Origin of the sequence: Paenibacillus sp. FSL L8-0470 (assembly GCF_038008625.1) — a bacterium.
Lineage (GTDB): Bacteria > Bacillota > Bacilli > Paenibacillales > Paenibacillaceae > Paenibacillus_AQ.
In genome coordinates, this window is record NZ_JBBOZM010000001.1 from 1,252,165 (window position 1) to 1,266,015 (window position 13,851).

Genomic DNA, 13,851 nt, shown 5'->3' on the forward strand with positions numbered 1-13,851 from the left:
ACAACGATTTGTAGACTTCTGCAATGAGGATGAAGGTTTTGCAACACGGTAAAAATGAAATGTTATATGATGTGATCAATAGAAAGTGTTGGCTTTGATCACACGGCCGGATTGGAGGTCAAACATGTATAACGTATTGCTGTCAGATGATGAAGTGCTGGATTTAAGAGGGATGCAGCACTTTATACCCTGGAAGGATCTGCAGATGAATGTAGCAGCGGTGGTGAGCAGCGGCTTCGCTGCGCTGGATTATATCCGGAATCATCATGTTGATATTCTGATCACCGATATCCGGATGCCGATTATGTCCGGTCTGGAGCTGTCCCGTGAAGCATTGCAGCTGCTCCCACAGCTGAAAATCATATTTGTAAGCGGTTACGAAGACTTCCACTATGCCAAGCAGGCGATGGAGCTGAATGTGCAGAGTTATGTCCTGAAGCCTGTAGAGGATGAAGAAATGATCGAGGTGCTGCAGAAGGTGAAGGCCCAGCTGGATCATGAGGCCCAGCAGTCGAGACTGGAATCGGATTACTATAAGACCTTGCCTGTACTTAAGAATAACAGGCTGCTTGGCCTGCTGGATGGCCAGCAGGACGGAGCAGAAACCATGGATGACCTAGTCCTTGCGCAGTGCGGGATTAGCCCATCTGCTCCGCAGCGGGTCGCCGTGATTGAGATTGATGATGTGGCCTGGAAGCTGAATGCATACAGCGAGCTGGAAGCGAGGCAGATCGTCAATCAGCTGTATCAAACGGTATTGGATTATTGCACAGAGTGCCGGATCTGGTCGCTGTGCAGGCTTTCCAGCCGTGAATGTGCGCTTGTACTGCAGATGGAGGAACTGGCGGAATGTGAAGCGCTGCTCAGCGGTTTAATTGAACTTATTGGGGTCCGGTTTCCGGTCACCATCACAATAGGCCTGAGCAGCACAGCAGCTTCCACCGCTTCAATTCACACCTCTTATCAGCAGGCGAAGCAGGCGCTTGATTATAAAATGCTTGCGGGCAAAAGCCGTCTGATCCAATTTTCCGAGCTGGAGTCAGGCAGCGTGGAGGATGTGCAGAGTCTCGAAATGACGCTGGATGCCCTGTTTGCCGCAATGTCGAATTACAGGCTTGTCCAGCTGCACGATGAACTTGAGAATGTATTCACCTTGGTCCGCCGGATGAAGTCCAAATCTACCGTCTACAACTTTGCCATTCAGATTATCTCCCGGCTGGATGCCTATCTGGCAGGACTGAACGAGAATCTATTCCAGATGCTGGGCATGCGAATGGAGAACCTGGACATTTTGTTCAAATTTGAAACCATGGATGATATCCAATCCTGGCTGCGCCGGAGGGTATTTGAAATCTCTGAAACACTGCATGTAAAGAAGCAAAAGAAAAATAATAAGCTGCTTGAATCGGTCTGCGCCTATGTGGAGAAGCATCTGGACCAGAATATCGCACTCCGGGATGTGAGCAATCTGTTTAGCTTTTCCCCGAATCATCTCGGCGTGTTGTTCAAGCAGGGAACCGGCATTAATTTCAGCGATTACGTGGTGGAGAAGCGGCTGGAGAAAGCCTGCACTTTACTGCAGAATCCCCAATATAAAATTTTCGAGGTGGCCGGAAGGGTTGGCTATAAAAACCTGACTTATTTCAGCAGGCAGTTTAAAGACAAATATGGGATGACACCGGGGGATTACCGTAAGCAGTGCTGAACAAAGGAGAACAGCGGCCTATGAAGCAAAAGAAACGGTTTCTGTCATTCGGCTACAAGCTGATGATTTCTTATATTGTACTGCTGATTGTCCCGGTTGCTTTTGTCGGTGCCTTTGCTTATAACACAGCGGTTGAATCCATCCGAACACAGACAAAGGCCAATATCCGGGGCACGCTTCAGCAGATTCAGGATAATATCCGTTATAAGGTGGAGGATACCAAGCGGCTGACGGACTCACTGTATTATGACCGCAATCTGGCGGATTCCTTAAGACGCTATGATGACGGCTGGTACAGCTTTGAGACGCTGCAGAGCTATTTGATCCCGATGCTGCAAAATACGGTGCATTCCTCTAACCGCAACATTGCACTGTCCCTGTATATTCAGAATGAGACTATACCCGAGGTTTACTATTCTTACGAAGGGATGGACCCGCTGCGGAAGGGGAGGTTCTACCAGCTGTTTCACCAAAAGCGGATTCTGGGCAAGCCATGGTTCAGCGGTTTTCCCCGGGAGCAATACGGGGTGACGATGCAGTGGCGCCAGATCGAAGATGATGAGTCCTACGGGAATATTTCCTTACTCCGAAGATTGATGGATACGTATGAGCCCACTGCCCCGAGTCCATTTGGTTTTGTCCGGATTACCGTCAAGATTGCCGATCTTCTTGAAAGCGTGAAAGATGATAAGTTCCGCAAGGGCAGCACAGTGTATATAGAAAATGAAAATCATGACATTATCCACCTTTCTTCAGGGGATAAAAATGTGAAACCTCAGCAAATTGCACTGCTGGAGAGCAAGGATTATCTGCAAATCAAGGCGCCGGTTGAGGAGCTGAACTGGACGCTTGCGGTCAATATCCCCAATGAAGTTTTGGAGCAGGATATCCAGAAGGTCAAAAGCGTAACCATTCTCGTCTGCCTGATCATGATCGGTTTCTTTTCCGCAGCAGGTATGCTGCTGTCCGGCTATTTTTCCCGGCGTGTCGTCAAAATTGTGTCTGTTCTCCGTTCCTTTCAGGAAGGGGATTTACATAAAAGGCTTAGTTACCGGGGAAATGACGAATTTAATCAGATCTCCCTGGCACTAAATAATATGGGGGAGAATATGAACCGCCTGATTCAGGAAGTTTACCTCTCCAATCTGCACAAGAAGGAAGCAGAGCTGGAAATTCTTCAGGCACAGATCAATCCCCACTTTTTGTATAACTCGTTCTCTTCCATAAACCGTCTGGCACAGTTCGGTGAGATCAGTAAAATCCGTTCGATGGTCAGCGGCCTTGCGAAATTCTACAGGCTGACACTGAATGAGGGCAGGACGATGATTCCGGTCGAGAAGGAGCTGCAGCATGTACAGACCTATATTGACATCCAGAAAATCAAATATGAGGATCATCTCACCTTTAATTTCGATATCGACCAGAAGGTGCTGGGTTTTGATACTGTAAGGCTGATTTTGCAGCCCTTTGTGGAGAATATTCTTGAGCATGCTTTTTACGGGGAGACCATTCATATCCGCATTACGGCGGAGGCTGGCGAGCAAGGGATTGTGTTCAAGGTGATTGACGACGGCATCGGTATGACCAAGGAAACCATCCGGCAGATTTTCTCTCCAAGCGGGATCAAGATGGGCTATGGCATCCGCAATGTCGACCAGAGAATCAAGCTGCAATTTGGCGGTTCATACGGTGTCTTACTCTACAGCCGGCTTGGAATCGGAACAACTGTTCAAATCACTATCCCTTACTTTCATCATACAGAGCTCACCGATAGCGGCGGGACACAGGGATAAGGCAGAAGCTTTCCGAGCTCTCAGTCTGTCTGGGAAAGGAGGAGGAATAAGGAATTCATAACATCTAATCTGCACCCCATCTAATTATAGAAAGGCGGAGAAAACAATGACTAAAGGTAAAAGAAAACGGACTTTGCTGACGGCCCTGCCCGCGCTGCTGCTGAGCTTTATGCTGAGTGTTCCGGCCCAGACAACCTCTGCCCAAACAGGGCCCTTTGTATCCGAGATCATCGTGCGGACAGGCGCCAATTTCAAAAACCATAATGAGGTTGTCAGCTTCGTGAGCAATGCGGCAAAGAACAATATTTCTGTCATCAATTTGAGTGTGAAGCAGGATGAGGATGAGGAGATTCCGTCCGGTTATGCATTTTATAAGAGCAAGATTGCACCGGTTGCTTCGGGATACGCCAATTTTGACGCAGTCAAGGATGTTATTGCTGAGGCACATAAAAAGAATATTCAGGTGAGGGCATGGATTCCGCAGTTCCACGACCGTGCGGCCTTTGACAAGAACAGCGAGTGGCAGATGCGCGCGCTTGTGGACGGCAAGGTGAAACCTTTTACAGGCTCCAATGGCACTGAATATTTCGTGAATCCGCTCGATCCTGGTGTGCAAGCCTATGAGCGCTCCATCATCAAAGAAGTTGCGGCAAATTATGATGTTGATGGCATTGTCCTGGACTGGCTCCGCTTTGACGATTACAACATGGATATGGGGGATTACACGAGAACACAGTATAAAAATCAATACGGCTATGATCCAATTACTATTAACTTTGCTTCAGATAATGCGAAACGGGAGGAGTGGAATGAGTGGAGAACGACCAAGCTTGGGGAATATGTGCGTGATGTGAAAAGCGATTTGGACGGGATTACGCCAGGGCTCTTTTTCGGGGCTTATATTCTGCCGCCGGAGTTTGTGGAAGTCGGACAGGATGCCGCCAAATTTATGCCATACATGGATTTTGTTTCTCCGATGGCCTATTTCGACGACTGGGAATTTCCGCAAAGCTGGGTTTATGACAGCGAAGGTATACTAAGCCAGACCCGGCAAAAAATCGGCAATGCCGAAATCATCGCCGCGTTGGATACCGATTGGACCGATGTCCAGTATAAAAACGTACAACAGGGAATCCGCTCCAACTTCCCCGACATTTCAAATCTGGCTTTTTTTATTTATGGCAAGTGGACGAATACGGATATGAAGAATATCAATAAGCGCGCAAGCTGGTAGTTATATAAGCTGAACTTTAGCTTTACCCCGCCGGCATAGAACGCAACGGTGAATGTTTGAACTTCCGGCCGCTGTTGTCGTAAGAATTTCTTGATTTAACCCGCTATTTGCGGTTGAAATCCGTAGAACGGCGAGGATATTGGCAGGTTGAGCAAGGGTGGGCTGGAAAGCAATACGATGACCGTACGGTACTATGCTGAGACAATATCCCGGATCATCTCATGCACATGCTGAACTTCCATAAGGGCCTGGGAGTATCCCGGGTCCGATTTATTGGCCGGTACCTGTCTTGGAAGAAAGGGAATAGACAGCACGGGCGTATCTGTACTGCTGAGGTAGATTTTAAGCGTAAGCTCAATGATTTCCTCGGGTGTTCCGTCTTCCTGTCTGTTTGTCGTTCCGTCGACTGCGGCAGCATCCAGCACTTTACCTGTGCCGGTCTTTGCGCCACTGCTGGTAATCCGGCTGGTTTTGCTGACTTTGGTCAGGGTGAGGGCATTCTCAACAATTTCAGAGCCTAAGATCACATCAAAGGTGTAAAGGGCAGCTGAGGACGTTTCGTGGTTGTCAGGGGAATACATGCCGATAGCGAGCTGTTTCCCTCCTTCATCCAGGGCAATGATATGAGATTTGTCTGGAGTGATGAACCGCTTGCTGAATTTAAGGTTGAAATCAGCCAGTGTATGGATCAGCTTGTTCAAGTCGGACGAAGGATCGGACAGTTTATGCCGCAGCACCGCTGCCGCCAGCAGCAAGCCAGCACCCAGTGCGGCGAACATGTACATCAGGACAATGAGCATTATACCGCCTCCTTAAAGTTTTGCGAGCTTAGCCTCATTGAATCCACTTCGGGCAAAACTCACTTCGAAAGCATGGACTTAAGTTTTGCGAGCTTAGACCTTATTGTAAGAATCTATGCCGGGGGTACGTGAACAAATACATAGACCTGCCGCGGGGAATCAACTATTCTTTTTCTATTCCGCAAAACGGGGATATATCAGAGATTATAGGAGGATTTCGGGCATGATAGTGGATACATTGGGGCATTTGCTGGAGAATGAGGCTGCTTACGGAGAGAAAATTCAGCGTGGACTGCAGTTCCTGCGGGATACGGACTTTGCAGGACTGGCTGCAGGCCGTCATGAGGTGAATGATGAAATGTTCTATTTCATCAATGAATACGAGACCAAGAACGCCGGAGACTGCTTCTGGGAAGCCCACCGGATCAATCTTGATCTGCATTATATTCTTGAAGGCACAGAGCGCATCGGTTATTCCGCTATTGAGCAGCTCAAGGTAAGAGATGAATACAGTGCCGAGAAAGATGCGGTGTTCTTTACGGGTGAGCTGGAGTCGGCGGTAACCGCAGGTCCGGGAGCGCTTGTCGTCTGCTATCCGCAGGACGGGCATATGACAGGGATTGAAGCGGGGAAGAAGGAAGCGGTGCGGAAGGTTGTTTTGAAGATTAAACTCTGATTTGTTTTCGATTTAAAATATAGTGTGAAAGAGAGCCCCGCGGGGCTCTTTTTTGCGCCTCTTGATGTGTCCTCTGCCGGGGGATAAGATAAAGTGGGGTTCAATGAAATTTTAATTTCAGCTAATTACCCGGACAAGGAGCCGCGCTAATGAATATTTATCTCGAACTTCCGGATGTGGATAAGCATTTCCCCTTCCGCAGCTTAGTCTGCGGAGGTGATGATCTCACATATCCGCATTGGCATAAAGAAATCGAAATTATTTACGTCACCAAAGGAAGACTAAATCTGGGAATAAATGATACCCCGATCCGCATGGAACAGGGTGAAATACAGTTCATCAATGGCGGAGATGTGCACTATTTCCTCGCCTCGCCTGAAAGTGAACGGTTTGTGATCCAGTTTGATCTCGGACTGTTCCAGGAGGTTACTGCGCTCGGCGGCAATGAATATTCGCTCCGCGATTTGTTCACAGAGATGGAGCAATCCAGTTCAAGCTGGCCGGAAGCGGTAGCAACGAAGGTGATTGGCCTTCTGGAGAGCATTTACGAGGAGGACACGCAGCGGCGTGAAGGCTATGCCTATCTCATCAAGGCGAGGCTGTTCGAGCTGCTGACGGTTATTATGCGGGAAGTGCCGAAGAATAGCAGCAACAGAGGGCCCAAGTTCTCGGAGGATACTCAGATCCAGTCGCGGGAAACGCTGGAACGGCTGGAGCGGATCTTCATCTATGTCGAGCAGCATTACCAGGAACCGATTACGCTAAACGAGGTAGCCGGACATATGGGCTTCAGCCCGTATTATTTTACTAAGCTGTTCAAGAAAAATACGGGCATGACCTTTGTGGCCTTCCTGAATGAGTACCGGCTGAATAAAGCCAAGTGGATTCTGCTCAATGAGAACCTGCCCATGTCTGCCGTGGCGGAGGCGGCGGGGTTTGGCAGCGTGAAGACTTTCCATCATTTTTTCAAGGAAGCGACGGGAATATCGCCCCTGAAATATCATAAGACAATATTCAGGAATAACAGGGCAAGATTGCAGGAAGAAAGCCCTTCCGCGGATTTGTAAGATAGAGATATTACATCAACAAGTGGAGGTTAAGAGAGAATGACTTTAAAAGTTGGAATTATCGGCTGCGGCGGCATCGCGAACGGCAAACATATGCCTGCGCTAAAAAAAGTGGAAGGTGCGGTGATGGTTGCTTTCTGCGATATCGTTCCTGAACGTGCCGAGCAGGCCAAAGCGGATTACGGAGATGCCAACGCTGCGGTATACAGCGATTATAGAGAGCTGCTTAAGGATGCAAGCATAGATGTGATTCACGTATGTACGCCGAACATTTCCCATGCGGAGATTTCGATTGCGTCCATGGAGGCCGGCAAGCATGTAATGTGCGAGAAGCCAATGGCCAAGACGACTGCGGAAGCACAGGCGATGATTGATGCTGCGAAGCGCACCGGCAAGAAGCTGACGATCGGATATCAGAACCGGTTCAGAGCCGATTCAGCGTATCTGCATGCCGTATGCGAGAACAACGAGCTTGGAGAGATTTATTATGCAAAAGCGAAGGCTATCCGCCGCCGTGCGGTTCCGACCTGGGGCGTGTTTCTCGATGAAGAAGCGCAAGGCGGAGGTCCGCTGATCGATATCGGCACCCATGCTCTTGATTTGACCCTGTGGATGATGGACAACTACAAGCCAAAGTATGCCGTGGGCAATGCCTACCACAAGCTGTCCGGCCGCAAAAATGCCGCAAACGCCTGGGGGCCGTGGGACCCGGAGAAATTCACCGTTGAAGACTCCGCCATCGGCTTCATTACGATGGAGAATGGCGCAACGATCGTGCTTGAAGCCAGCTGGGCGCTGAACACGCTGGATGTCGGCGAAGCCAAGACCGCGCTCTGCGGCACGGAAGGCGGAGCGGATATGGAGAAGGGGCTGCGCATTAATGGAGAGGCCTATGGCAAGACGTTCGAGAAGTATATCGGACTTGATGCCGCTGGCGTTGACTTCTATGACGGTGCCGGAGATGACCCCGCAGTGGTTGAAGCCGAGCAGTGGATCCGCAGCATTGTGAACGACACCGAGCCGGTGGTGAAACCGGAGCAGGCGCTGGTGGTTACCCGCATTCTGGAGGCGATCTACAAATCGTCAGAGACCGGAATGCCGGTGTTTTTTGACTAAAGAACGTTGAGTAATAAGGAAGGATATCCTTCCTCATGCTTCAAGCATTAACAGGAAAACGGCCCGCTAATTAAGAGTCTGGTAGATCCAGATGACAAGTAAGGGGATTTGAGCCCGCTAATTTTCAAGGATCATTCAAATTCACCGCACCCGGCAGAATTAAAGGGCCAATTTCCCTTTAAGTGTCGAGAAATGACCATTCCCATGTATTTAGCGGGCAATTTTCCCGCTTTAAGAAACGTAGGGCGTTAAAGTCCCGCATGTATTTTATGCTTATCTATTTTGCATTAACGGATAACTCAGCATATCCCTGAATTCAGCTCAAATTAGGAGTGTGTCCAAAGTGACCAGAGTAACCATATGGAATGAATACCGTCATGAATTGCAGGAGGAACGAATCCGCCGGGTATATCCGCAGGGAATTCACGGACAACTGGCCGGATTCCTGCAGGAAGCGGGCTTTGATACATCAACAGCAACCCTGGACGAGCCGGAGCATGGCTTGACGGAAGAGGTGCTGGAGAATACGGATGTGCTGGTCTGGTGGGGGCATGTTGCCCATCAGGAGGTCAGCGACGAGATTGTAAGCCGCGTGTACAACCGGGTCCTGAAGGGAATGGGGCTGATTGTGCTGCACTCCGGCCACATGTCCAAAATCTTTATGAAGCTGATGGGCACCAGCTGCGACCTGAAATGGCGCGAAGCAGAAGAGAAGGAACGTCTCTGGGTAATGGACCCGAGCCACCCGATTGCCGAAGGCATCGGCGAATACATCGACCTGGAGCAGGAAGAGATGTACGGGGCGCATTTTGATGTGCCGGCACCGGAGAGCCTCATCTTTGTAGGCTGGTTCGAGGGGGGCAATGTGTTCCCGAGCGGTTCGACTTACCGGCGCGGAAGCGGGAAGATTTTTTATTTCCAACCGGGCCATGAATCATATCCGACCTATTACAACCAGGAAATTCAAAAAGTGATTATCAATGGCGTCAATTGGTGTGCTCCGACCAAACGTGATTATCCGGTGTACGGCCATTCCGAAGCTTTGGAGCCAATCAGAGAAAAGGTGGGAATATAAATGAAGTTAGGTGTATTTGATCCGGTATTCGGAAGCTTAACGCTCGAAGAGATGCTCGATAAAATTGCTGCCGCTGGCCTGAACGCCGTGGAAATCGGCTCGGGAGGCAATCCGGGCAATGCCCACTGTCCGACCGACGAGCTGCTGGCCAGCGAATCGGCCCGCGAGGCCTATCTTGAACAATTCACCAAACGCGGGATTATCATCAGCGCTTTCAGCTGCCACAATAACCCGATTTCACCGGATAAGGAAGAAGCCCGTCAAGGTGACGAAATTCTGCGCAAGTCGATCAAGCTGGCTTCGCTCATGGGCGTACCGGTTGTCAATACATTCTCAGGTACTGCCGGGGACAGTGACGACGCCAAAGCACCTAACTGGCCGGTAACGCCTTGGCCTACCGTATACAGCGATATTTTGACCTGGCAGTGGGAACAGAAGCTGATTCCGTACTGGAAGGAAATCGGCAAGCTGGCCGAAGAGCATGGAGTCAAGATCGGTATCGAGCTGCACGGCGGCTTCCTGTGCCATACGCCATATACGATCCTCAAGCTGAGAGAAGCTACCTGCGATGCCATTGGTGCGAATCTCGATCCGAGCCATCTGTGGTGGCAGGGCATTGATCCGGTAGGAGCGATCAAGATTCTCGGCAAGGCAGGCGCGATCCATCATTTTCACGCTAAGGACACCTATCTTGACCAGGACAACATCAACATGTACGGCCTGACCGATATGCAGCCTTATGGGGATGTACAGACCCGGGCCTGGACCTTCCGCTCCGTAGGCTGCGGGCACAGCATCTCCGAATGGTCGGATATTATGAGCGCGCTGCGCACTTACGGCTACGACTATGTGGTAAGCATTGAGCATGAAGATCCGCTGATGTCAGTAGATGAAGGATTCTACCGGGCTGTCACCAATTTGCAGTCCATTCTCATCCGCGACCAGCCACTGGATATGTGGTGGGCGTAAAGGGATTTTAGTTCTGTCTATAGCAAAAGCCGGAGTTTCTGCGAATCGCAGAAACTCTGGCTTTTATTTTTACCGCACGCGCGCTGCAGGGCGGAATGAAGAGCAGAAGTGCACTTGATTCCGCCATACGCGCGCTGCAGGCGAAATGAAAGGTGAGTAAGCTTATTTACTATATAGAGTGAACTTACGAATCCTACTTTCTGTTTTGGTGAAACCCTTGACGCAGATTTCACCAGTCAGCACGCCATCATTCTTAAGTTCAGCGTATATGGCTTCCATTTCGACTTGTGCCCTGGCAAAGAGGAGCGTGCTTTTTTTTGTTCAAATTAACTTATAATATAATACCGTAGCATCCAGCTGCCCGTTGGCTGACCGGCAATAATTCGGGATTCGGCCTGCCTCGATGTATCCCCGCGATTGATAGAGCAGGTTGGAGGGATCGCCTTCCCGCGTATCCAGAACAAGCAGTGTTCTGTCTGCTGCCGCTGCAGCTTGTTCGGCGGTATCGAGCAGCAGTCCGGCGATGCCCTTGCGGCGGTGCTCCGGATGTACCATTAGTTTGGCAATTTCCGCGCGGTGACGGGCATTGGCTTTGGCAGCTAAATGGAGCTGCACCGTACCCGCGATTTTGTCGCCCTCCATTGCTGTCCAGAGCAGCACATGCGGATCAGGGACGCTTTTCCAATAGGCTGAAGCCTCCTCAGCTGTGACCGGAGGGAGAAATCCGATCGAGGCGCCATCTTCCACTACTTCTGTCAACAGCCCGCTCAATGCAAGCTCTGTCTCCGGCGGTAATGTCTCCAATAGTACAACATTGATTTTAGGGGTCATCGGATTAGTTCCTTTCACCAATAAAGTGTAACAGCTAAATACAATAGGATGAATTCTATATCATTATCATAATCAAGGAGAGGAAGTGAAGCAATGCTGTTAGAGGTCATTGCAACGACCGTAAATGATGCCGTCCTTGCCGAACGGCATGGAGCAGACCGGATTGAGCTGATTTCAGGCATCCTTGAGGGGGGGCTGACTCCCAGCCTGGGGCTGATGGAAGGCGTTCGCGAAGCCGTGGGCATCCCGGTCAGAGTCATGGTGCGGCCGCATGCCCGGTCATTCCGTTATGATAAGGCGGATGCGCAGACGATGCTGCGCGATATCCGCCATATTGCCGCCATAGGAGGGCTGTCGGTGGTCATGGGAATGCTCCGACACGACCGGACGGTGGATGAAGAGCTGCTCAAGCAGCTGCTTCAGGCTGCAGACGGCATGGAGGTGACCTTCCACCGGGCCTTTGACGAGGCCGCCGATCAGCTCGAAGCTCTGGAGGTTCTGTCACGCTACCCTCAGGTGACGGATATTCTGACCTCCGGAGGGCAGCGGACTGCGCCCGAAGGTGCGGAACGGATTGCGGTGCTTGAGCGTCTATCCTCCGCGAAATCCGTCTCCATTCTGGCCGGAAGCGGCCTCACAGCATCTGGCCTGAGGGAGTTTCTGGGTGAAACAGCTGTGGAACGGGTGCATTTTGGGTCCGCCGTAAGAGAAGACGGCGATCCGCTGCGGCCGATTGATCCCGGGCGGCTGCAGGAAGTCCGTTCGATTCTGGATCTATGGGGAAAGTGAACTGAATGTCGGCTGCTCTTTCGGTCATACCGGCTGGCTGCCTAGCAGCTTGGGCAGCAGATTGAGCAGCTTCTCCCGGGTCAACGCGTCTGCAGAGTTCCATTTCGCGTTCTCTAGCAGATAGACTTGGCCCTTCCGCACGGCGGGAAGGCTGTTCCAGAGCGGGCTACGCATCAGCTGCTCCATGGCCTCCCGCGAGTCCTTGCGCTCCGGAATGAGCATGAAGATCCGGTCTCCCGCATAGGCATGCAGCTGCGCCGGATCGACCTCGGCGAATCCGAGCTCTTGATCCAGAATGCCCCGGATCACCTCAGTCGGCTGCAGGCCGCCAGGGGCATATAGGGCACTGGAAAGCCCGGTCCTTCCCATGGCGAACAGATGGTTTCCGTGGTCGTATATCAGCGCGGAGGCCGTCTCTCCGGGCTGGAGTGTTTCCTCGTAAAGACGCTGCCATATGGCGGCGTTTTTGGCATGGAAGGATGCCAGCCAAGCCTCGGCTTCATGCTGCTTGCCCAGCCAGCTTCCCAGTATCCGCATCCGCTGTTCGAGTGGTGCGAAAGAATCGAAGGTCAGTGCCGGAGCTATGCTTGAGATGACCCGGTAAGCCCGCTCATCCGCGTTGGCGAAAATAATCAGATCGGGATTTAATGAGGCAGTCAGCTGCGGGTCCAGCGGAAAACCGACATTGGCCAGCTTCTTGAGCCGGTGCTTATAGACACTGTTCCGCGCAAAAGCCTCATCTCCGCCGACAGGCTTCACGCCCAGCGCGAGCAGATCGCCCAGCGTTTCTCCGTGATAGACAATGCGTCGTGGCCGTTCGGGGATCTCCACCTGATGGCCCGTCCAATCCTTGACCGTCGGCTTCCGGCGCTGCGTATAGGCGTATTGTCCGGGGGTGACCCCGGTCTTCTGGCGGAAGCGGCGGCTGAAATAATATTCATCAGAGAAGCCAACCTGCCGGGCGACTTCCCGCAGGGGTTCAGCGGAATCCAGTAAAAATCGCTTCGAATGGTGAATGCGCAGCTCGGTCAGATAATTGAGCGGTTTTGTGCCGGTAAGCTTTTGGAAGAGCGGAGTATACTGCCAGAGCGGGATGCCCGCAAGTTCTGCCAGCTGCTTCACCGTGATGCTCTCCATATAGTGCTTCTGCATATACTCCACAGTTCTTTCCACGGATTCTGCAGGACTTGGCAGCTGTCCGGAAGGATAATTGCGCTCGAAGAGCAGCAGCAGCAGTTCCTGAAATTTCAATTGCTGCTTGTAGTGCTGCACATCGTCGCCGCTGTTGTCCTTCATCATCAGTTCTTCCGCCAGACGAATGACTCTGGTGAACGGATGAACGATTAATTCCCGTCTGCCTGGCAGCAACTCCCCGGCATAACGCTCCGGACGTTCGGCCGCATGAATGGCTGTAAAAGAGATAAGGTAATAATACAGGGTCATCTCCGGATTGTCCGCGCTATAGGAGGTTCCGGGAGACAGCAGGTAACACTTATCGGCACTCAGCGGCGCAATCTGGCCGTCAATATGCAGCACTCCGCTGCCGCCCGTAAAGACAAGAAGCGTATGACAGAGTGGTGTCTGCTGTACTGGGCAGGAGTCGGCAGGCTGAATAATCAGTTCGGCGTTGGACAGCTGAAACAATAGCGAGCGAAGAGGGAGAGGTGGCAATGAGGGATGCTGCAAGGTACGGTCTCCCTTCAATAGTGAGAATGATTATCAATAAATACATTGTATATAAAACAAAGAAGCTTATCAACTGGCGTTGACAAGCTTCTTTTGTGTCAGATATGTCC

12 protein-coding genes are annotated in these 13,851 nt (G+C 51.1%); 9 read left to right on the forward strand and 3 right to left on the reverse strand.

Annotated features, from left to right (window positions below):
- Window positions 1-124 precede the first annotated feature (124 nt).
- The 3 genes from NST99_RS05750 (at window position 125) to NST99_RS05760 (ending at window position 4,732) form a co-directional block, all read left to right on the forward strand.
- Window positions 125-1,705 (forward strand): response regulator, encoded by a 1,581-nt coding sequence (locus tag NST99_RS05750; RefSeq protein ID WP_341090242.1) that lies wholly within the window; start codon window positions 125-127, stop codon window positions 1,703-1,705.
- A gap of 20 nt (window positions 1,706-1,725) precedes the next feature.
- A complete protein-coding gene (locus tag NST99_RS05755) occupies window positions 1,726-3,498 on the forward strand; it encodes a sensor histidine kinase (RefSeq protein ID WP_341090244.1) in 1,773 nt (590 codons plus the stop codon).
- A 106-nt stretch (window positions 3,499-3,604) separates the two neighbouring features.
- Window positions 3,605-4,732: a family 10 glycosylhydrolase gene (locus NST99_RS05760; RefSeq protein WP_341090247.1), complete on the forward strand. Its 1,128-nt coding sequence runs from the start codon at window positions 3,605-3,607 to the stop codon at window positions 4,730-4,732.
- 191 nt (window positions 4,733-4,923) lie between these two features.
- On the opposite strand, the gene NST99_RS05765 is transcribed toward NST99_RS05760, so the two are convergent.
- Window positions 4,924-5,532: a hypothetical protein gene (locus tag NST99_RS05765; protein WP_341090249.1), complete on the reverse strand. Its 609-nt coding sequence runs from the start codon at window positions 5,530-5,532 to the stop codon at window positions 4,924-4,926.
- Window positions 5,533-5,755: 223 nt separating this feature from the next.
- On the opposite strand from NST99_RS05765, the gene NST99_RS05770 reads away from it, so the two are divergent.
- The 5 genes from NST99_RS05770 to NST99_RS05790 all read left to right on the forward strand — a co-directional run bounded on the left by NST99_RS05770 (window position 5,756) and on the right by NST99_RS05790 (window position 10,435).
- Window positions 5,756-6,208 carry a YhcH/YjgK/YiaL family protein gene (locus tag NST99_RS05770; protein ID WP_341090251.1) on the forward strand — a complete coding sequence of 151 codons (453 nt, stop codon included), beginning with the start codon at window positions 5,756-5,758 and terminating at the stop codon, window positions 6,206-6,208.
- A gap of 149 nt (window positions 6,209-6,357) precedes the next feature.
- Window positions 6,358-7,275 carry an AraC family transcriptional regulator gene (locus NST99_RS05775; protein ID WP_341090254.1) on the forward strand — a complete coding sequence of 306 codons (918 nt, stop codon included), beginning with the start codon at window positions 6,358-6,360 and terminating at the stop codon, window positions 7,273-7,275.
- A 39-nt stretch (window positions 7,276-7,314) separates the two neighbouring features.
- The gene (locus NST99_RS05780) at window positions 7,315-8,391 is read left to right on the forward strand and encodes a Gfo/Idh/MocA family protein (protein ID WP_341090255.1); all 1,077 of its coding nucleotides are present in this window, start codon (window positions 7,315-7,317) and stop codon (window positions 8,389-8,391) included.
- Between the two features lie 343 nt (window positions 8,392-8,734).
- Window positions 8,735-9,466, forward strand: a complete 732-nt coding sequence (locus NST99_RS05785) for a ThuA domain-containing protein (protein ID WP_341090256.1) — start codon at window positions 8,735-8,737, stop codon at window positions 9,464-9,466.
- Entirely contained in the window at window positions 9,467-10,435 is a 969-nt protein-coding gene (locus NST99_RS05790; protein WP_340894455.1) for a sugar phosphate isomerase/epimerase family protein, read from the forward strand.
- A 321-nt stretch (window positions 10,436-10,756) separates the two neighbouring features.
- On the opposite strand, the gene NST99_RS05795 is transcribed toward NST99_RS05790, so the two are convergent.
- On the reverse strand, window positions 10,757-11,266 hold the full coding sequence (locus tag NST99_RS05795) for a GNAT family N-acetyltransferase (protein WP_341090260.1): 510 nt from the start codon (window positions 11,264-11,266) through the stop codon (window positions 10,757-10,759).
- Window positions 11,267-11,359: 93 nt separating this feature from the next.
- On the opposite strand from NST99_RS05795, the gene NST99_RS05800 reads away from it, so the two are divergent.
- On the forward strand, window positions 11,360-12,055 hold the full coding sequence (locus tag NST99_RS05800) for a copper homeostasis protein CutC (protein ID WP_341090262.1): 696 nt from the start codon (window positions 11,360-11,362) through the stop codon (window positions 12,053-12,055).
- A 24-nt stretch (window positions 12,056-12,079) separates the two neighbouring features.
- Here NST99_RS05800 and NST99_RS05805 read toward each other — a convergent pair whose 3' ends face one another.
- Complete coding sequence (locus NST99_RS05805) at window positions 12,080-13,699, reverse strand: helix-turn-helix domain-containing protein (RefSeq protein ID WP_341090265.1); 1,620 nt, start codon at window positions 13,697-13,699, stop codon at window positions 12,080-12,082.
- Window positions 13,700-13,851 lie beyond the last annotated feature (152 nt).

Bases quoted from the DNA above. Each gene is read 5' to 3' on its own strand.
- NST99_RS05750 (WP_341090242.1), top strand. From the start codon at position 125: ATGTATAACGTATTGCTGTCAGATGATGAAGTGCTGGATTTAAGAGGG.
- NST99_RS05755 (WP_341090244.1), top strand. From the start codon at position 1,726: ATGAAGCAAAAGAAACGGTTTCTGTCATTCGGCTACAAGCTGATGATT.
- NST99_RS05760 (WP_341090247.1), top strand. From the start codon at position 3,605: ATGACTAAAGGTAAAAGAAAACGGACTTTGCTGACGGCCCTGCCCGCG.
- NST99_RS05765 (WP_341090249.1), bottom strand. From the start codon at position 5,532: ATGCTCATTGTCCTGATGTACATGTTCGCCGCACTGGGTGCTGGCTTG.
- NST99_RS05770 (WP_341090251.1), top strand. From the start codon at position 5,756: ATGATAGTGGATACATTGGGGCATTTGCTGGAGAATGAGGCTGCTTAC.
- NST99_RS05775 (WP_341090254.1), top strand. From the start codon at position 6,358: ATGAATATTTATCTCGAACTTCCGGATGTGGATAAGCATTTCCCCTTC.
- NST99_RS05780 (WP_341090255.1), top strand. From the start codon at position 7,315: ATGACTTTAAAAGTTGGAATTATCGGCTGCGGCGGCATCGCGAACGGC.
- NST99_RS05790 (WP_340894455.1), top strand. From the start codon at position 9,467: ATGAAGTTAGGTGTATTTGATCCGGTATTCGGAAGCTTAACGCTCGAA.
- NST99_RS05795 (WP_341090260.1), bottom strand. From the start codon at position 11,266: ATGACCCCTAAAATCAATGTTGTACTATTGGAGACATTACCGCCGGAG.
- NST99_RS05800 (WP_341090262.1), top strand. From the start codon at position 11,360: ATGCTGTTAGAGGTCATTGCAACGACCGTAAATGATGCCGTCCTTGCC.